This window comes from Alteromonas sp. 4NH20-0056 (genome assembly GCF_057539655.1).
In genome coordinates this window covers 193,396-212,975 of the sequence record NZ_BAAJLS010000004.1, presented here as the reverse complement: position 1 = coordinate 212,975, position 19,580 = coordinate 193,396, and the positions used below count along the sequence as shown (strand labels likewise).

Here is a 19,580-nt window from a genome sequence, read left to right as displayed (position 1 = left end):
TGAACGAAATTACGTTCTAAAAATAAAAAACGCCTCTTAGTAGAGGCGTTTTTTGTGCTTATTGAATAACCGCCTTTACGTCAGGCCGGTCAAAGTAAGTAGGAAGTCGAGAAGGCGTTATGTCAACCTTATGCTTGGCTTCAAATATGCTGCCGAGTCGCAGTAGCATTTCATCGTCGCCTTTACTTCCAATGAAACTTATCCCGATGGGCAATTTCTCTATGGCACCTGCAGGCACGGTTAAATGTGGGTACCCCGCAATCGCGGGTAAATAGCCAATGCCGATAAATCCGCCGGGCGCGTGATCGCCATAAATACCATCGATAAGAAACGCTGGGCTATTAGACGGCGCAACCAATACGTCGACATTATTCTCTGATAGCATTAAATCAATACCTTGCTCACGCGTGGCCGCCTGAATACTCGCTAAAGCGGTTTGATATTCATTACTATCAATAGCATCAGACGCTAGCGATTTTTCAAATATGTTTTGATCGAAAAGCGATAATTCACGCGCATTGTTTTTATTAAATTCGATGAGTTGGGTTAGCGTTCTCGATGCTAAATTGGCTGGGCTATTGGCCAAGTATTCGTTGATAGTGTGGTGAAATTCGCTCAATAACACCTGATAAGACTGAGACCAGAAAGCATCAGGTTGTTCAAATTGCTCGATATCGACTAACTGCGCGCCGGCTTCTTCTAATGTACGCAGTGCACTTTCAAATACAGCGAGTACGCGTGGATCATCACCCTGCCTATACCGCACAACACCAACCTTCACCCCTTTCATGTCGGTGGCAAGCATGCTGTCACCAGGTAATGCTATACGGTGACTCTCCAACGATAAGGTAGCAGGGTCGTTGTCATCTTTACCCGCCATAACCGCTGTCATTAGCCATGCATCGTTAACGTTAGATGTCATGGGTCCGGCGGTATCTTGAGTTGCCGAGATGGGGACGATGTGAGTACGAGACAACAAACCAACCGTGGGTTTAAACCCCACTACCCCGTTCATTGAAGAGGGGCAAATAACAGAACCGTTCGTTTCAGTACCCACGGCCAGTGACGCTAAGCGCAGCGCCATCGCAGCGCCTGAACCAGAAGAGGACCCACATGCACTGCGTGACAGCATATGCGGGTTTCTTGTTAAACCACCCACAGCGCTCCACCCGCTAATTGATGATTCTGAACGAAAATTTGCCCATTCAGATAAATTGGTTTTACCTAAAATAATCGCCCCTTCTTGTTTCAATTTCGCAACAATGGGGGCATCTCTTTGCGTTGTATTATTAATTAACGCCAAGGAACCAGCGGTGGTCGGCAGTTCACTTGTCTCTATATTATCTTTTAGCAACACCGGTAGACCATGCAACAAGCCAACCGTCTTTCCCTGCGCAACAGCGTCATCAGCCGCTTCGGCGGCCTTTAATGCGTTGGCGTTAAGTACGAGAACGCTATTAACGTCAGTATCTATGCGCTCTATTCTTGCTAAATAAGCTTCCACGAGTGCTTTAGCACTAAGGTTACCCTGCTTAATAGCAAGCGCTTGCTCAGATGCAGGTTTATCTAGCCATGTGCTTATTGGTGTATCAGGTGTGTGATTTTCATTTGTATGGTGTTGAGACGAGGTACACGCCATACATAGCGCCGTCAGCACAATAATAATAGAAAGCCTCATATTTCATTCCCTTTTTAAGTGGCAGTAAAATCTATACTGACTTACTGGTGAATAAGCGCATTAATTACTAATTTAAATCTCGATAACAAACAACACACCTACCGCGTTATTGCTTATCAGCGGCTATAGAAGCTGCTTGCAAATAAGACAGTTGGTTGTCCAAACCGTATTTTTTAAGCAGCGCGTCGTACCTACCATCTTCAATAAAATCCGCGAGTGCTAGATTGAAGTCCCGACGCAAAGCCGCATTAGGAATAGCGGCTGAATAGAGGCTGACTGGGAAGATTTCATGAATAACCGTATCGCGACGATGCGGTTTAGGCATTGCTGATTTTAAATAGGTAAAAATGTTTCTGTCCATTATCACGGCATCGACGCTGCCTAATAGTAACATGCTAACCTGACGTTCTTGCTCTGGCATTTCGATATAGCGCGACCGTCCTGCCATCAGTGTATGGAACGTGTCTCCAAGCACCGTCGAAGCCGTTTGAAACGCAACCACACTCTTATCTTGTAAATCATCTACGCTGTTTATCGTAAACATACTCTCGGCAAGCGTTACAGCAACATTCTGATAAATAATGTATGGGTTGGACAGAACGCTTTTGTCGATATCATGCTTTTCATTCACGGTAAGCCCGATGTCTGCAACGCCTTGCTCTATTAATCTTACCGTGCGGCCAAACGGTACATATATAGGCAGAATCTCATGTCCCATATCATGTAAAACAGCCCCAATGAGTTCTAACTCAATTCCCGAATGAGAAGAAGAAACCACGTAAGGAGGCTTGTCCCACCCTACGATAACATTCAGTGTACGAGCATGGCTAAGCGGCACTAGCACCAAAAACGTGAGTAAAATAGTAAATCGCAAAATAAGTTCCGAAGGCAAGAGGTTAGGAATAAAAGAAAGCCTAGCAAACCACTAGACCTTAGTTTTGACCGTTGCGTCAAGCCTTTTGTGCTTTATCCGAACCGTATTACCGCGGCTTTGCGTTTCGCTTTATACAAGGTCGAGGTACAATAGACACCTCAATACCTTTATTAAGAACACGTATGGCTTGGTTGCAACTTAGAATAAACACCTCATCAGAACATGCAGAGTCAATTGGCGACATGCTCACCGCCAACGGTTCACAAGCCGTTACCTATGTTGATGCGAAAGATACTCCTATGTATGAACCCAAGCCAGGCGAAGTGATGTTATGGCCGGATACGCAGGTGGTTGGGCTTTTTGAAGCTGACGCTGACATGCAAGGTATTCTTGCTCGCTTAAGCAAAGCAAAAGTACTTGGGCCTAACTTTAAGCACAAACTTGAACCCTTAGAAGATAAAGACTGGGAACGCGAATGGATGGATAACTTTCATCCTATGCAATTTGGCGAGCGTTTATGGATTTGTCCAAGTTGGCGCGATGTGCCCGATCCGGATGCCGTAAATGTCATGCTCGACCCAGGTCTAGCTTTTGGTACAGGAACCCACCCGACTACCGCGTTATGTTTAACATGGCTTGACGGCATTGATATGACAGGAAAAACCGTTGTCGATTTCGGCTGTGGTTCGGGTATTTTAGCGTTAGCAGCGCTAAAATTGGGTGCAAAAAAAGTCATTGGCATCGATATTGATCCACAAGCGCTGCAAGCGACCGAAGAAAATGCCCGCCGAAACGGCGTAGAAGATAGATTAAGTGTGTACCTACCTGAAGACCAACCCACACTAGAGGCTGACGTTGTCGTGGCCAATATTCTTTCAGGCCCGCTACTCGCGCTACAGGATGTGATTTCAGGCTTCTGTAAAACCGAGGGATTACTTGTTCTCTCTGGTATTTTGGCTGAGCAAGTTACTAGTATTGAAACAGCCTATGCCAGAGATTTTGTACTCGAACAAAGCGCAATCGACGGCGAATGGGCACGTGTGTCCGGCAAAAAACGTTAGAGCGCCTCACTAAATCACCTACTGCACTATAAAAATATTTTTTTGTTTTGAATAAATGGGCGTTGATTTGTTAAAAAAATTCACATCAAAGCCCTTTTAATTCGTGGCCTGTAAGACTTTCGTACAATTTTTACTCAGCGCAAACCAGATAGCTTACTAATGTGACAGTTTTTTTTAACTGTCAATACCGATAAGTGAAATTTTGTGTGATTTTTAGCCTTTTCAAGTATTGCGAAAACGCGTACACTTAGCGCCCCGTTTTAGCCGGGTGTTTAATTTCTGTGCAGTTTTAGATAGCGAGCATGTGATAAATAATGCGAATTGGACCTTACACGTTAGAAAACAATTTGATGCTTGCTCCCATGGCTGGCGTAACAGATAGACCGTTTCGTCAACTGTGTAAGCGTTTAGGCGCCGGGCTTGTGGTATCGGAAATGCTTTCAAGTAATCCGAAGGTGTGGAACACCGCAAAATCACAAGCGCGTATGAATCATGATGGCGAAGAAGGTATTCGCTCTGTACAGATAGCTGGAGCTGATCCTGAGCTTATGGCTCAAGCGGCGCAATTTAATGTCGATAACGGTGCGCAAATCATCGATATCAACATGGGTTGCCCTGCAAAAAAAGTGAATAAGAAGTTGGCTGGTTCAGCACTTCTTCAGTTCCCAGATACAGTAGAGTCCATCATAAAGGCTGTTGTTAATGCCGTTGATGTACCCGTTACGCTGAAAATACGTACCGGCTGGAACCCAGAAAACCGCAATGGGGTAGAGATTGCCCGCATTGCAGAGCAAAACGGCATACAGTCGCTTGCTGTTCATGGCAGAACGAAAGCATGTATGTATAGAGGAGAGGCTGAATACGACACTATTCGTCGTATTAAAGCAGCAATATCGATACCTGTTATTGCAAACGGAGACATAACCTCTCCTCAAAAAGCACAAGAGGTGCTGAACTACACCGGTGCGGATGGTGTGATGGTAGGCCGCGGCGCGCAAGGTAAACCTTGGATTTTTCAACAAATTCAACATTATCTTGAAACGGGCGAGAATCTAGCACCACCACCGTTGTCACAGCAGTATGAAGTATTGCGCGAGCACGTCGTGAATGTGCAAGCGTTTTACGGTGACATTGCTGGTGTAAGAATTGCCCGCAAACATGTGGGTTGGTATCTCGCGGAGCACGATACGGATCGTCAGTTTCGCTCAACGTTTAACGCTATCGATGATGCAAATACGCAACTCGAAGCACTAAATGCATATTTTCAAGCGCTGCAGACTCGAGAAAGCCGACAGATTTCTCCCGCAGCATAGTGATGACTAACTAAAGAGCAACACAGTATTATGTTCGATCAAAACGTGACTTCACCTTTTACTACTACAGTAACTACGCCTTCACAAACGCAAGCTCAAAAGCCACTGCGCGACTCTGTAAAGCAAGCGGTTAATAAGTACCTAAAGCAGCTAGATAACGCAAACATCGATAACTTGTACGAAATGGTACTGGCTGAAGTAGAGGCGCCTCTACTAGAAGAAGTCATGACTTACACGCGTGGCAATCAAACCCGCGCGGCCATCATGATGGGCATCAACCGTGGCACACTTCGCAAGAAGCTAAAGCAATACGGCATGAACTAAAATCCTAAGGGCATTGCCCTGTAAAGAGCACCAAACGGTGCTCTTTTTGTTTCAACACTACAACTTTGAAGCTTATACATTTATGCAAACTCCAAAACCTATTAAACGTGCTCTTTTAAGTGTTTCTGATAAAACCGGTATCCTCGACTTCGCCAACGCGCTGCATAACGCTGGGGTAGAACTTCTGTCAACGGGCGGTACTGCAAAGCTACTTGCCGATGCGGGCCTTCCAGTAAAAGAAGTATCTGACCATACTGGCCACCCTGAGATTATGGCCGGTCGCGTAAAAACACTACATCCTAAAATTCATGGCGGTATTCTTGCGCGCCGTGGTATTGATGAAGCGGTTATGGACGAAAACAATATTGCGCCTATCGATTTAGTGGTTGTTAATCTTTATCCATTCGCAGCCACTGTGGCTAAAGAAGGGTGTACCCTAGAAGATGCTATCGAGAATATCGATATTGGTGGGCCGACGATGGTTCGCGCAGCAGCGAAAAACCATAAAGACGTCACCATTGTTGTGAATGCGTCTGATTACGGCCGCGTACTTGCTGAAATGTCAGATAATGACGGTTCGCTTAAATATCAAACCCGTTTCGATTTAGCCATTAAAGCATTCGAGCATACTGCTGAATACGACGGCATGATTGCCAACTACTTTGGTGCACGTATTGATAGTGTTGACTGTGAAGATGAATGTGACCATCATCACAGCGAATTCCCACGTACTTACAATGTTCAAGTAACCAAAAAACAAGACCTTCGTTACGGTGAAAATAGCCATCAAAGCGCTGCGTTTTATGTTGAGAACAACGTTCAAGAAGCATCAGTTGCCACTGCAACACAGCTTCAGGGTAAAGAGTTATCTTTTAACAATATTGCCGATACTGATGCTGCGCTAGAATGTGTTAAAGAATTCAACGAGCCAGCCTGTGTCATTGTTAAGCATGCTAACCCTTGTGGTGTGGCCATTGGCGATGACTTATTAAGTGCATACGATCGTGCGTTCAAGACAGACCCTACATCAGCGTTTGGTGGCATCATCGCCTTTAACCGTGAATTAGATGCCGCTACCGCTCAAGCCATTGTAGACCGTCAATTTGTTGAAGTTATTATCGCTCCAACGGTAAGTGATGAAGCAAAAGATATTGTCAGCGCGAAGAAAAACGTTCGTTTGCTTGTTTGTGGTGATTGGGCTGGGCAACTTACCGATGGCTACGACTTTAAACGCGTTAACGGTGGTTTGTTGGTGCAAGAACGCGACTTCGGTATGGTCGAAATGGATGACCTTGAAGTTGTCACAAAGCGCCAACCAACGGAAGATGAACTGCGCGACCTGATGTTCTGCTGGAAAGTAGCAAAATACGTAAAATCTAATGCCATTGTATACTGCAAAGACGGCATGACGATTGGCGTGGGCGCGGGTCAAATGAGTCGCGTTTATTCTGCTAAAATTGCTGGCATTAAAGCGGCTGATGAGAACTTGGAAGTAGCAGGTTCTGTTATGGCTTCTGATGCGTTCTTCCCATTCCGTGATGGTATAGATGCAGCGGCTGAAGCCGGGATTAAAGCGGTTATTCAACCCGGTGGCTCAATGCGCGATCAAGAAGTGATTGCGGCAGCTGATGAACATGGCATCGCCATGGTGTTCACGGGTATGCGTCACTTCCGCCATTAATCGCAAATGGTGCGCGGTACATGCATGCAATTGCATAACAAACTTGCATTATATACTGCTCACTATAATAACGACTCCGCTATGGTATCAATGCCATAGCGGATGTTTGCATAATCTTGTGCATCGTTTTACGCACTTTTATGGTTCATACTGTGTATTTTCATTCCCCGTGAACGTGACACATTAAGCGACAGACGGGCGAAATATCATGCTGGTTGTCGGCTGACTGTCATGGTTAGCTGTTAGGCTTAATCTGATTTTGGATATTTGTAGTAATACTGTTAACGTAATTACAAATTAGCCCTAGACAGAAAAAGGAAATAATAATGAAAAGATTAGCCCAACTCGCCCTTGTAGCTGCCCTTGGAATGACGGCAAGTTATGCCAATGCAGACGCGATATCAGACGCAGCAATGAGCGACATACGCTCAGCGAAAGCCAAAGTTCGCGACGAATACCGTAACCCTCAGCAAACACTGCGCTTCTTTGGTTTAACGCCAGATATGACCGTGATAGAGATATCGCCAGGTGGTGGTTGGTATGCCGATATTCTGAATGCGGTAGTGAAAGGCAACGGCCAATATGTTGCTGCACATTATTATGTTGACGAGTCGACAAACGATTACTACAAAAAATCACTTAATGGCTTCAAAGAAAATACTAAAGCGGGCATGAAATACGAAGGCGCAGTAGTGACAGCCTTTGACCCCATTAAAGCACTTGATGTAGCAAAAGCAGGTAGTGCCGACATGGTACTGACGTTTCGCAATGTTCATAACTGGTACATGCGCCACGGCGATAAAGGTATCGACAATGCATTTGGTGCGTTTTTTAACGCCCTTAAGCCAGGCGGCGTATTGGGTGTAGTGGAACATGAGCTACCTGAAAGTGCAGACGATGAAGCGATGAAAAAGAGTGGTTATATGAAGCGCTCATATGTGGTTGCAGCCGCAGAAAAAGCAGGCTTTGTGCTTGAAGCGAGCAGCGATGTTAATGCTAACCCAATGGATACCGCAGACCACCCTAAAGGTGTGTGGACATTACCACCACGGTTAGCACTCGACGACCAAGACAGAGCAATGTATCTTGCCATCGGCGAGAGCAATAGAATGACACTTAAATTTGTAAAACCTAATTCGTAAAAACCCAACGTATAAACGGAACAGTTAATGAACGTACTTGTAATTGGCGGCGGTGGCCGCGAACATGCGCTAGCGTATAACGCGGCGCAGTCTTCTGATGTTTCAACCGTGTTTGTCGCACCTGGTAATGCGGGAACGGCAACCGAACCAAAACTTGAAAATGTTGCTATTGATGTTAATGACATTGCAGGTTTAGTGTCGTTTGCCAAAGGCAACAATGTTGAACTTACCATTGTGGGACCAGAAGCGCCGCTTGTTGCCGGTGTTGTTGATACGTTCACTAACGAAGGGTTAATGATATTTGGGCCTACGCAAGCTGCCGCGCAGCTTGAAGGCTCAAAAGCCTTTACGAAAGATTTTTTAGCACGCCATAATATTCCTACGGCGGAGTATCAAAACTTCACCGATATCGACCCTGCTATTGCTTATGTACGAGAAAAGGGCGCGCCTATTGTTGTGAAAGCCGATGGTTTGGCCGCAGGTAAAGGCGTTATTGTTGCAATGACATTGCAAGAAGCAGAAGACGCCATTCGTGACATGCTAGCAGGTAATGCGTTTGGCGAAGCAGGTAGCCGAGTAGTCATAGAAGAATTCCTTGATGGTGAAGAAGCCTCTTTCATTGTCATGGTCGACGGTAAAAATGTATTACCTTTTGCAACCAGTCAGGATCATAAGCGTGCAGCTGATGGGGACAAAGGCCCGAATACCGGTGGCATGGGAGCCTATTCTCCAGCACCTGTTGTAACCCCTGACATTCACGACCGTGTCATGCGCGACGTTATTATGCCTACCGTTAATGGCATGGCCGCAGAAGGTAATGACTATGTCGGCTTTCTATACGCGGGCCTAATGATTATGTCAGACGGCACACCCAAAGTGATTGAATACAACTGTCGATTTGGCGACCCAGAAACCCAGCCAATTATGCTTCGCTTGAAGTCTAACTTGGTCCCACTGTGTCAAGCCGCATGCAAAGGCGAGTTAGCAGGCAAAACCATCGAGTTTGATGAGCGAGCTGCAGTAGGCGTGGTTCTTGCGGCAGGTGGCTATCCTGGAAGCTATAATAAAGGCGATGTGATCACCGGTTTCGACGAAGCTTCAGCGCTAGACGGAAAAGTATTCCATGCTGGTACCGCACTACAAGACGGCAACATCGTCACCTCAGGCGGCCGCGTATTGTGCGCAACAGCACTGGGTAACAACGTGACAGAAGCACAGCAAAAAGCGTATGAATTACTAAAGACTATTCAGTTCAAAGATGTATATTACCGCAATGATATTGCTTATCGTGCGATTGCGCGGGAAGCAGAAGCGAAATAACGTTGTAGCCAACAGCGGTTAATAAAACAACAAAACGCGGCCTAGTGCCGCGTTTTTTGTCATTATGTCAGCCATTCTATAACCCTTTTGGCCACCTACTTTTTTGGCTTACGCTCTAATTGTTGCTAGAGTAATAAGCAGGTTCTTTACGCCAAGTTTTTTATGTCACTTCAGAGTACGTGTTATAACATCGTCACCGCCTCTAGCGATGCCCAACAACACAAGGCATTAAGCAAAGCCTTCGATTGGATGCTGATCTGTCTTGTGCTAATTAATGTGGCCGCCATGATGCTAGAAACGGTCCCTGAGGTGGCAAAAGTATGGTCTTACGAGCTGCACCTTATTGAAGTGGTTTCTGTGGTTTTATTTACCATTGAATACGCTGTGCGGGTTTATAGCAGCGCAGCGGCCCCTGTCCATAGCAATACTGAGCTGAACAACGTGAGTGCTTGGGCAAAGCGTTGGCATTATATAAAAAGCCCAATGGCCATTGTCGATCTCATGGCCATACTCCCCTTCTATCTCAGCGTCTTTTTTGTATTTGACCTGCGTATTCTTCGTGTATTTAGGGTGTTGCGCATTTTGAAAATTGGTCGCTATTCACGCTCAATGCAAACCTTGATCACGGTGATACGTAATGAGTCGCATAGCTTGTTAGCGGCGGTTAGCGTGCTACTTGTTTTTACCGTTATTGCCGCCACCTGCATTTACTATATAGAACATAACGCACAACCCAATGTGTTTAGCAGCATTCCGGCATCACTATGGTGGGCCCTGGTTACGCTAACCACTGTAGGTTACGGCGATGCAGTACCAGTAACAGCTTTAGGAAAAGTATTTGGGGGGCTCATCACGGTAATGGGTATTTGTTTTTATGCATTGCCTGCGGGTATTTTGTCATCTAGCTTTACTGCGCAAATGCAGCTTAAAAGAGATAGGTTTAAAGACACAGTACGTATCGCACTTGATGATGGGAAACTAAGTACACATGACCTTAGCCACATAAACCGAGTACGTGACCTTTTAGATTTAGATGAAGAAGAAGCGCGACTTATTGTTCGTTTATTGCAGCATCACCATAACAATGAAAATAAGTGACGGTTATAAAACTATATGTCCTTCGACTTGATTCTTGCTGCCCATCAGCTTATAACTAGTATCCGTCATTCCCTAATAGAATTCCTATGTCTGTAAAACACCCTATTATTGCTATAACAGGCTCTTCTGGTGCGGGTACTACCACCACCACGAACGCCATTCGTCACATTTTTCGAAACCTCAGTGTGAATGCAGCAATTGTAGGCGGCGATAGCTTTCACCGCTTTACCCGTCCAGAGATGGAAGTAGAAATCCGTAAAGCGCAAGAGCAAGGTCGGCATATTAGCTACTTTGGGCCGAAAGCAAATGACTTCGAGCTATTAGAAACCCTGTTTAGAGAATACGGAAGCTCTGGCTCAGGTCAATTCAGACAATACCTGCACACGTTCGACGAAGCGGTACCGTTTAATCAAATGCCTGGCACGTTTACGCCATGGCAAGACTTACCTCAAAATACCGACTTATTATTTTATGAGGGCCTTCACGGCGGCGTAAAAACAGAAGAAAACGACGTTGCCAAGCATGTTGATTTACTGGTCGGCATGGTTCCTATTGTAAACCTTGAATGGATACAGAAAATCGTTCGTGACACTACCGACCGCGGGCATTCTCGTGAAGCAGTAATGAGCAGCATTGTCCGGGGTCTTGATGATTACTTTCATTACATCACACCGCAGTTTTCACGTACCCACGTTAACTTCCAGCGTGTACCCACAGTAGATACCTCTAACCCTTTCAGTGCGAGAGAAATCCCTACGCAAGACGAAAGCTTCGTGGTTGTGCGGTTTAGGCGCGAAATGAAAAATGTTGATTACCCTTACCTGCTTAAAATGATCGACGGCGCCTTTATGTCGCGTATTAATACCCTTGTTGTACCAGGCGGCAAAATGGGGCTAGCCATGGAGCTTATTTTATCCCCTCTTCTTGAAGACATTCTTAATAAGAAACGCCGTGCAGGTCATCAGATGGACTGGTTGAGTAACGAGGAATAGCGGCCTGCAACTTAGTGCCTCTTTTGTTGTATTCTTATCTTCTATAACAATATATTTACAACTGTAAGTCGTAATATTGCGGCAAATACGTCATGGTAACTAAAATTATCGCCAGGTAAGACAACATGACAACTGTAAATAGTACCCAAATTTGGATAAATCAAAGCCAGCTCGATGACACCAAAGTGGTTGAGCTTCCCCTTTCTATTGACACACTTTTGCAAGATGAAGTCGTGCTTGAAACCGACAGCTTTGGCTTCTCAGCCAATAATATTACCTATGCTGCCCTCGGTTTCAAAATGGGCTACTGGGGTTTTTTCCCCGCTGATGACGGCTTCGGTATTGTGCCCGTGTGGGGCTTTGCTACGGTTAAAGCGTCTAATCACCCTGATATTAAGGTAGGCGAAAAAGTGTTCGGCTACCTTCCAATGGCAACTCACTGGATAATAAAAGCAGGCAAAGTCGCACCACATGGGTTTTCTGATATTCATGAAAAGCGAAAGAGTATTAGCCCGGTTTACGACCAGTATCTCCGTTGCGCTACAGACCCCGGTTATAATCCACAGCGTGAGCCGTGGCAGCTCAACTTTAGGCCATTGTTTATGACATCATTTGTTCTTGATGACTATGTCGCTGAATTATCGAAAGGTGAGTCGTTACTGTTATCTAGCGCATCAAGTAAAACTGCATTAGGCACAGCGCAATTATTAAAAACACAAAAAGGCGCACGCAATGCGAATTATAAAGTCATTGGGCTTACCTCTTCGCACAATGTTGAAATGGTTAAGGCAACGGGATGCTATGACGAAGTTTATAGCTATGACGATTTAACCACGCTAGACACTAATGATAACTACTGGCTTCTCGACTTTGCGGCAAACGGCACATTAATAAACAACCTAACTGAAACCCTTGGCGACAAGCTAGCCAATGTCACCCTTATTGGCGCAACAGATTGGAAAGCACAAGAGAAACCCAACCCTAAAGCATTAAGCGCCGAAATCTTCTTTGCGCCATCACGTGTGAAATTGCGCCAGAGCGAATGGGGGCACGAAGGCTTCTTGGCAAAGTATGCAGCTGCATGGCAAGGTTTTGCAACCACACTTCACGATACCTTTACAGAAGAAGCGCATACCGGCAGCGATGCTATTGTCGCATTGTACCTTGATACGCTTACCGGCTCGGCAAATACAAAATCACTTAATGTGGTAAAGTTTTAGCTTATCGCTTGCCCAGTATGTAAATACTGACACCATTTGTAACAAAGAGGGGACTACATAACAGTAATCCCTTCTTTTGTATTTGCCTGCTTGTGGTTATAGTGAATCAAAAGAAATATCAAAGGTATGGTTATGGGTCAGGAAACCTCTAAAATTCTTGTAGTTGATGATGACATGCGCTTACGAAGCTTGTTGGAACGCTATTTAGTAGAGCAAGGTTATCAGGTAAGAAGCGCAGCCAATGCTGAGCAAATGGACCGCTTGTTGGAGCGTGAAAACTTTCATTTGATGGTACTTGACCTGATGTTACCCGGCGAAGATGGCCTTTCTATATGCCGTCGATTACGACAGACTGGCAGTGAACTCCCCATTATTATGCTGACCGCCAAAGGCGATGAAGTAGACCGAATTATTGGGCTAGAAATGGGCGCAGACGATTACCTTCCCAAACCGTTTAACCCTCGTGAACTGCTTGCTCGCGCGAAAGCGGTATTACGACGTCGCAGCAGCGAAGCGCCTGGTGCACCGTCTAAAGATATTCAAATGATTGAGTTTGGCGAGTATAAGCTAAACCTTGCCACCCGCGAAATGACCGCAGGCGATACCCCTTTGACTTTAACGAGTGGTGAATTCGCGGTTTTAAAATCGCTCGTCACACACCCCCGTGAGCCGCTATCTCGCGACAAGTTGATGAACTTAGCAAGAGGAAGAGATTACAGTGCGCTAGAACGCAGTATTGACGTTCAAGTATCACGGCTGCGACGCATGTTAGAAAAAGACCCAGCAAATCCGCGCTATATTCAAACGGTATGGGGGTTAGGTTACGTATTTGTTCCAGACGGTGAAAATGTATAGCTGCATGGCACCTTGTGAAGTACGCCCGTTACAACGACTGCACACACTATGCGCTTAGTTCCTCATAGCGCATTTGGTCAAACCGTTCTGTTGATTGGCGCATTACTGCTGATTAATCAAATCGTGTCATACGTGTCAGTTACTTATTACTTCATTCAACCTAGCTACCAGCAAATAAATAGCCTGTTAGCGACGCAGGTAAAAGGCGTATTGGCTAATGATCTATTGGTCAGTAATGATGCCAGTAGACAACGATACTATGACCGTACTCAAGTTCAGGTGTTAGAAGGGAGTCAGGCGAAAGTCCAAGGGCTAGACTCGGCGGTATACTATAGCTTTATGTCATCGCAAGTAAGCGAACAATTACAACAGTTGGCTGACGTTCGCATAAGTACGGTGTCGCAAGTCAGTGATAGTGCATCGCCTTACACGGTGTGGATATCACTTTCTCGCTATCCAGACACGTGGATAGCGATCCCCATAGACGGGCTAAATGAAGCGAATATCTCCCCCCTTACGATGTACTTAATGGTAATAGGAATATTAAGCGTGGCAGGTGGTTGGCTGTTTGTACGCCGCATGACAATGCCACTGTCTGCTCTACAACAAGCCGCAGTATTAGTGGGCAAAGGGGAGCACCCTCAACCCCTTAAAGAGCAAGGCAGCAGTGAAATGCGACAAGTAACACGCGCCTTCAATAGAATGAATCAAGGCATAAAGCAGCTTGAGCACGATAGAACCTTGATGACAGCGGGGATTTCACACGACCTTCGCACACCGTTAACACGCATCCGGCTTGCCTCTGAAATGCTTCCAGACGATCAGGAATGGATAAAAGAAGGGATCGTAAACGACATAGAAGATATGAATGCGATTATCGATCAATTTATCGACTATGCTCGCTATGATAGCGAGGAAGTAAAAGAAGATATTGCGCTAAATACAATTATTAACGAGCTAATGCAGGTAAGGCAGTTAGACGATACTCATCACATCGAGCTAAAACTTAACGCCATTCCATCGATACCCCTGCGTCGTATTGCAATGAAAAGGGTAATCGATAATTTAATCGAAAACGCCTTTCGCTATGGCTCAGACAACATTGTTATCTCGACCTATTTCAATAAAAGTGAAAAACGTGTTTATTGCAAAGTCCGTGATTATGGCCCAGGTATCCCCGAACATGAACTCGACAATGTGTTTATGCCGTTTGTTCAAGGGAACAAGGCCCGTAGCTCTTCAGGTTCAGGCTTAGGGCTTGCCATCATTAAACGTATTATTGAAGCGCACGACGGGCAAGTTAGCCTGCGAAACCACCCTTACCAAGGCTTAGTAGCCGAGTTTTATATTCCTGTCGACATCACTACGGTGAAGCGAAAATAGAAGGGCGATAATCGCCCCTCTTATCTTATAAAACATGGATAGTGAGTTGTTGCTGATAGTCGTATAACACCGATAATGATAGGGTTTTCTTTGATTCATCCCACTGCGGTGTTATTGGCTTACCATTTACTAATACTTCCTTCGGCGCGTGCTCGTATCCATGCAGCACCCACGCAATGTCACGTGTTTGCGGCATACCTACATAGCTCCCGTCGCTGCTCAACGTCAACATAAGCCCGGTGCTGTCTGACTCAGTGGTTGATGCCGTAAATTGTAATTCAGAAAACAGCGATTTATTTATCGTGCTAGGGTTGACGCCATCATCTTCGTAAAGGGAATATTGCGACGTGTTTACAGACGCGTCATGCCAGTAGTGAACGGTAAGAGACGCGGCATTGTATTGCTCGGTGCGTGATAAATTTTCGCTCATGGGTAAGAAGGCGCCAGCCTTTACCCACACAGGAAACGTGCTATCGGTTAACGGGTAAGCCACCTCGCGATCACCTTGATACTTAGTATCACTGAAAAAATCAAACCAAACCCCTGGCGGCAAGGTTACAGGCCAAGTACTAACATCAGGTTGGGTAACCGGCGATACAACAAGCGCATCTCCCCAATAGTAACTATGACTATTTTCAAACCAGTCATCATCGTCATGCATCATACCAAGTGGTCGCATTAACGGCGTACCAAACAGCGCATTTTCAAAGGCTAAACTGTAATTATAAGGCAGCATCGCGTAACGCAGTTTAATAAACTGTCGTGCTATCGATTTTACAGGGTCGGCATGAAATACTGGCTCGGGGGCGATTGAGTCTTGCGCGTGAGGACGAAATACCGGCGAGAACGTGCCAAACTGTAACCAACGTGTATATAGCTGCGCATCGAATGCATCGCCGCCAGCAAAGCCGCCCAAGTCAGAGTGAGTATAAGCCATACCAAACACACTCATTTGAAGCGCAAGCTCTACCTGTGGCTTTAGACCGCCCCAACTGCGGCTAACATCGCCGGTCCATGGCACCATGCCATAACGCTGGCTGCCCAAAAAGCCAGAACGCATCAATACGAACGGGCGTTGGTAGGGCTGCAGTTCAGTTAACCGCGTAAATACCACTTCCGCCCACTTGTGACCGTAAGCATTATGAATGGCATCGCCTCTAACATATTCGCCTGTACTGTCCTTGCCTGGTAATTTTTTAGTTTGCCATAAGTGAATGGTGTCATCCGGATGCACTTCAGGCTCACCTAAATCTCCCCACCACCCTGCTACGCCTTGCGCTGCCAGTTTTTCATAGAACTGCCAGAACCAGTCTTTACCTGCATCACTAAACACATCTACCAATCCGGTATTGCCAAAGTAAAAGTCGAAGGTATAAGGTTTACCATCGCTGTTGAGCGCTAACGCATTGTTATCGACAGCGCTTTGCCATTGTTTTGAGGTAGTCAGAATAAAAGGCTCTGTGATCAATACCGTTTTTATGTTTTGGTTTTTGAGCGACGCAATCATGGCTTCTGGCTCTGGGAAGGTCGAACGGTCCCACGACAGATTCCCCATATGCCCTTTAACGTCTTTACCAAACCAATAAAGATCAAGTACCACCGCATCAAGAGGAATGTCTTGCTCATTGAAGGCGCGGACTACATCGGTAACCTCTTGCTGAGATTTGTACCCGAATCGAGAGGCAAAGTTCCCTAACAACCAGCGAGGAGGGAGCGGCTGCTTACCGGTAACAGAGACCGTATTTTTAATGGTTTCTGCCATGGTTTCACCTAATACAATGATATAGCTGGCTCTCCCTGATACAGCCTGAAACCGCAGTTCGTCTGGTGTGGCCTTTCCTATATCAAGCTCACCTGATGCAGTATTATCAAACAGCACACTATAACCTTTAGATGACATCACAGCCGATAAGCCAAAATACATCTGATTAGATTCACTCGTGTAACCATAATGCGCTTTATTATAAAGCGGCATTGCATAGCCCCGTCTGTCCATCCCCAGCACACGCTGCCCGCCGCCATAAAGCTTTTCATCGGGCGTTAATTGCATCGATAACTGTACACGCCCATTATCTACTGATAAACCGCTTCGCTCTTGTGTCATCAGAGTATTATTAAGATAGAAGCTAAGTTTATTGGATGCTCTGTTGATATGCACTGCGGCATCACCGGCCGAAAACACCAATTTATCTGGAAGCGTGTCGAGTGTAACGGAAGTGTTTTGTACTAAAGATGCAGGCAAGGCTAATGAGGGTAAATTGACATGCTCGTCTTGTTCATATGTCACCGAAAAACTGTTTTGTGATAAGGCTGAAACACGCAGCGTGTTCGTGTCGGTATGTAATAACAGCGCGCTGTCTTCAACGACATAGTCTGTAACCCGCGCAACCGCATTAAATGAAAAAATGGCCAGTATAAGTAAAACCATTATCTGGTTTATAAGCGATGGGGCTATGTAAACTCGATTTATTGGTGTGTTCTGTAAGCTATTGCTTTGGAAGCTTGTTTGGAAAAAGCGTCCCCACTTTTGTTTGATGCCACACATCATGGTTAGTGCACTCGTATTATTACATCATTAACAAAAGCATAACCATAGCGCTACGAAAACGAAACAAACATACGTATTCATAGAAGAAAAAAAGCCCACGACATTGCGTGGGCAAAAATTCAATCACGTTATCTGTGACGAACATTGGGAAGGGGGAGGGTTCAGTTCCCCTTTATTCCACATTGGGCGCTAGCAAGTAGCCTATCACCAGCTTGCGACACCGTGGGAATTAGTTACCTGGGCCAGCCTTTTTAATGGCTTCGCTCACGTCATATTTTTCAAAGTTTGCTTTAAAGTTAGTCACAAGATTTGAAGCAAACTCGTCATACTTGGCTTTGTCTGCCCATGTATTTTTTGGCACAAGCAAGTTGCTGTCTACACCAGGAATGGCAACCGGCACATCAAGATTTAGTGCGTCAATGTGCTGGGTTTCAACGTCAGCAAGCTCACCGGATACGATGGCATCAACAATAGCGCGCGTTGTCGGTATATCGAAACGACTCCCCGTGCCGTATGGGCCACCGGTCCAGCCGGTATTAACCAAGTACACTTTAGCGCCAAAGGTTTTAACGCGTTTAATTAAGAGCTCTGCGTATACGCCTGCAGGACGTGGGAAGAACGGTGCGCCAAAACACGTAGAGAACGTCGACTCAATATCGCTGGTAGAGCCAATTTCAGTTGACCCAACTTTTGCTGTGTAACCGCTTAAGAAATGATATGCCGCCGCTTCTTCACTCAATACTGACACCGGTGGTAATACACCGCTTACGTCGCAAGTTAGAAAGACAACTGAACGGGGTTCACCACCTCGGTTTTCTTCAACTCGCTTTTCAATGTGCTCAAGAGGATACGCAGCCCGAGAGTTTTGTGTTAATGACGTGTCGGTATAATCAGGCGTACGAGAGTCATCAAGTACGACGTTCTCTAAAATGGTGCCAAATTTAATCGCGTTCCAGATTACTGGCTCGTTCTTTTGAGACAAATCGATACACTTCGCATAACAACCGCCTTCGATGTTAAATACACTACCAGGAGCCCAGCCATGCTCATCATCGCCAATAAGGAAGCGCTTAGGATCAGCCGATAAGGTAGTTTTACCTGTACCAGATAAACCGAAGAAGAGGGTTACATCGCCTTCTTCACCAACATTAGCTGAACAATGCATAGGCAAAATGTCTTTTGCCGGTAACAAGAAGTTTTGAACCGAGAACATGGCTTTTTTCATTTCACCGGCGTAACGCATACCTGCAATAAGTACACGCTTTTTAGCAAAGTTAATGATTACCGTACCATCACTATTCGTGCCGTCACGTTCAGGATCACACGTAAAGCCAGGTACATTAAGAATCTGCCAAGGCTGTTGATCATTGACGTTCCATTGCTCTGGGATAATAAAAAGATTACGAGCAAAAACGTGCTGCCACGCCGTTTGCGTACGTACTTCTAATGGAAGGGCATGTTCAGGATCTGAACCCACTTCAAGGTGTGATAAAAAATGTTCTTGGGTAGAAAGGTAAGCGTCAACGCGGTCCCACAATGCATCAAACTTATCAGCATCAAATGGTTTATTTACTTTGCCCCATTCAATGTCGTTTTCAGTTGTCGATTCTTTCACGATAAATCTGTCGTTTGGTGAGCGACCTGTTCGTTCGCCTGTCTCTACCACCAATGCTCCGTTTTTATCTAATACACCTTCCCCACGCTTTACTGCTCGTTCAATCAGCTCAGCGCTGGACAAATCAACCAATGGGGACATTTTCAAGTCCGTTTTTAATGTAGTTGCAGCCGTCATACCCGTAACCCTCTTTGTAATTTTTCAAAAGCACTTTCAAAAAAGTATCACTTGGTTAAGTGTAAAGTAAACAAGGCTTAGGCAACATTTTGATGACACATAGTGGTTATTAACCCACTCAAACTTACATAAAAAATGAAATTTAATTACAAGGAAAAGGTTTAACCCGCATATAAATTCATTATTTTTCAAATTATAACGGAATATTACGGACAAGACGCTTCTTGTAGGTGCTGCTGAAATAACAAAAAATCACTTACGAAAAAATAGAATCTCGAAAAAATGGAGGAGGGAAAAAC

The 19,580-nt window shown here is 45.3% G+C and carries 15 protein-coding genes; 11 read left to right on the top strand and 4 right to left on the bottom strand.

What is annotated here, in order from left to right; genetic code table 11:
* Window positions 1–58 precede the first annotated feature (58 nt).
* Entirely contained in the window at window positions 59–1,678 is a 1,620-nt protein-coding gene (locus AC27EZ_RS09580; protein ID WP_487135112.1) for an amidase, read from the bottom strand.
* A 106-nt stretch (window positions 1,679–1,784) separates the two neighbouring features.
* Window positions 1,785–2,552, bottom strand: coding sequence for a substrate-binding periplasmic protein (locus tag AC27EZ_RS09575; RefSeq protein WP_487135111.1), 768 nt, complete (start codon window positions 2,550–2,552; stop codon window positions 1,785–1,787).
* Between the two features lie 182 nt (window positions 2,553–2,734).
* On the opposite strand from AC27EZ_RS09575, the gene prmA reads away from it, so the two are divergent.
* From prmA to envZ, 11 genes are all read left to right on the top strand, one after another.
* Window positions 2,735–3,613, top strand: a complete 879-nt coding sequence (gene prmA, locus AC27EZ_RS09570) for a 50S ribosomal protein L11 methyltransferase (RefSeq protein ID WP_487135110.1) — start codon at window positions 2,735–2,737, stop codon at window positions 3,611–3,613.
* 314 nt (window positions 3,614–3,927) lie between these two features.
* A complete protein-coding gene (dusB, locus tag AC27EZ_RS09565; protein WP_487135109.1) occupies window positions 3,928–4,926 on the top strand; it encodes a tRNA dihydrouridine synthase DusB in 999 nt (332 codons plus the stop codon).
* A gap of 30 nt (window positions 4,927–4,956) precedes the next feature.
* Complete coding sequence (gene fis / locus AC27EZ_RS09560) at window positions 4,957–5,250, top strand: DNA-binding transcriptional regulator Fis (protein ID WP_012520109.1); 294 nt, start codon at window positions 4,957–4,959, stop codon at window positions 5,248–5,250.
* Window positions 5,251–5,332: 82 nt separating this feature from the next.
* Complete coding sequence (purH, locus tag AC27EZ_RS09555; protein WP_487135108.1) at window positions 5,333–6,931, top strand: bifunctional phosphoribosylaminoimidazolecarboxamide formyltransferase/IMP cyclohydrolase; 1,599 nt, start codon at window positions 5,333–5,335, stop codon at window positions 6,929–6,931.
* Between the two features lie 326 nt (window positions 6,932–7,257).
* Entirely contained in the window at window positions 7,258–8,073 is an 816-nt protein-coding gene (locus tag AC27EZ_RS09550; protein ID WP_487135107.1) for a class I SAM-dependent methyltransferase, read from the top strand.
* Between the two features lie 27 nt (window positions 8,074–8,100).
* The gene (gene purD / locus AC27EZ_RS09545) at window positions 8,101–9,393 is read left to right on the top strand and encodes a phosphoribosylamine--glycine ligase (protein WP_487135106.1); all 1,293 of its coding nucleotides are present in this window, start codon (window positions 8,101–8,103) and stop codon (window positions 9,391–9,393) included.
* Window positions 9,394–9,555: 162 nt separating this feature from the next.
* A complete protein-coding gene (locus AC27EZ_RS09540; RefSeq protein WP_487135105.1) occupies window positions 9,556–10,491 on the top strand; it encodes an ion transporter in 936 nt (311 codons plus the stop codon).
* An 86-nt stretch (window positions 10,492–10,577) separates the two neighbouring features.
* Complete coding sequence (locus AC27EZ_RS09535; RefSeq protein WP_487135104.1) at window positions 10,578–11,483, top strand: phosphoribulokinase; 906 nt, start codon at window positions 10,578–10,580, stop codon at window positions 11,481–11,483.
* Between the two features lie 125 nt (window positions 11,484–11,608).
* The gene (locus AC27EZ_RS09530) at window positions 11,609–12,703 is read left to right on the top strand and encodes a DUF2855 family protein (RefSeq protein ID WP_487135103.1); all 1,095 of its coding nucleotides are present in this window, start codon (window positions 11,609–11,611) and stop codon (window positions 12,701–12,703) included.
* 132 nt (window positions 12,704–12,835) lie between these two features.
* Window positions 12,836–13,558, top strand: coding sequence for an osmolarity response regulator transcription factor OmpR (ompR, locus tag AC27EZ_RS09525; RefSeq protein WP_487135102.1), 723 nt, complete (start codon window positions 12,836–12,838; stop codon window positions 13,556–13,558).
* Between the two features lie 48 nt (window positions 13,559–13,606).
* Window positions 13,607–14,941 (top strand): two-component system sensor histidine kinase EnvZ, encoded by a 1,335-nt coding sequence (gene envZ / locus AC27EZ_RS09520; RefSeq protein ID WP_487135101.1) that lies wholly within the window; start codon window positions 13,607–13,609, stop codon window positions 14,939–14,941.
* A 25-nt stretch (window positions 14,942–14,966) separates the two neighbouring features.
* On the opposite strand, the gene AC27EZ_RS09515 is transcribed toward envZ, so the two are convergent.
* Window positions 14,967–17,369: a TIM-barrel domain-containing protein gene (locus tag AC27EZ_RS09515; protein ID WP_487135100.1), complete on the bottom strand. Its 2,403-nt coding sequence runs from the start codon at window positions 17,367–17,369 to the stop codon at window positions 14,967–14,969.
* 349 nt (window positions 17,370–17,718) lie between these two features.
* The gene (locus AC27EZ_RS09510) at window positions 17,719–19,281 is read right to left on the bottom strand and encodes a phosphoenolpyruvate carboxykinase (RefSeq protein WP_487135099.1); all 1,563 of its coding nucleotides are present in this window, start codon (window positions 19,279–19,281) and stop codon (window positions 17,719–17,721) included.
* Window positions 19,282–19,580 lie beyond the last annotated feature (299 nt).

Excerpts from the sequence above, each read along its gene's own strand:
- AC27EZ_RS09580 (WP_487135112.1), bottom strand. The coding sequence starts at position 1,678 with ATGAGGCTTTCTATTATTATTGTGCTGACGGCGCTATGTATGGCGTGT.
- prmA (WP_487135110.1), top strand. The coding sequence starts at position 2,735 with ATGGCTTGGTTGCAACTTAGAATAAACACCTCATCAGAACATGCAGAG.
- dusB (WP_487135109.1), top strand. The coding sequence starts at position 3,928 with ATGCGAATTGGACCTTACACGTTAGAAAACAATTTGATGCTTGCTCCC.
- fis (WP_012520109.1), top strand. The coding sequence starts at position 4,957 with ATGTTCGATCAAAACGTGACTTCACCTTTTACTACTACAGTAACTACG.
- purH (WP_487135108.1), top strand. The coding sequence starts at position 5,333 with ATGCAAACTCCAAAACCTATTAAACGTGCTCTTTTAAGTGTTTCTGAT.
- AC27EZ_RS09550 (WP_487135107.1), top strand. The coding sequence starts at position 7,258 with ATGAAAAGATTAGCCCAACTCGCCCTTGTAGCTGCCCTTGGAATGACG.
- purD (WP_487135106.1), top strand. The coding sequence starts at position 8,101 with ATGAACGTACTTGTAATTGGCGGCGGTGGCCGCGAACATGCGCTAGCG.
- AC27EZ_RS09540 (WP_487135105.1), top strand. The coding sequence starts at position 9,556 with ATGTCACTTCAGAGTACGTGTTATAACATCGTCACCGCCTCTAGCGAT.
- AC27EZ_RS09535 (WP_487135104.1), top strand. The coding sequence starts at position 10,578 with ATGTCTGTAAAACACCCTATTATTGCTATAACAGGCTCTTCTGGTGCG.
- AC27EZ_RS09530 (WP_487135103.1), top strand. The coding sequence starts at position 11,609 with ATGACAACTGTAAATAGTACCCAAATTTGGATAAATCAAAGCCAGCTC.
- ompR (WP_487135102.1), top strand. The coding sequence starts at position 12,836 with ATGGGTCAGGAAACCTCTAAAATTCTTGTAGTTGATGATGACATGCGC.
- envZ (WP_487135101.1), top strand. The coding sequence starts at position 13,607 with ATGCGCTTAGTTCCTCATAGCGCATTTGGTCAAACCGTTCTGTTGATT.
- AC27EZ_RS09515 (WP_487135100.1), bottom strand. The coding sequence starts at position 17,369 with ATGGTTTTACTTATACTGGCCATTTTTTCATTTAATGCGGTTGCGCGG.
- AC27EZ_RS09510 (WP_487135099.1), bottom strand. The coding sequence starts at position 19,281 with ATGACGGCTGCAACTACATTAAAAACGGACTTGAAAATGTCCCCATTG.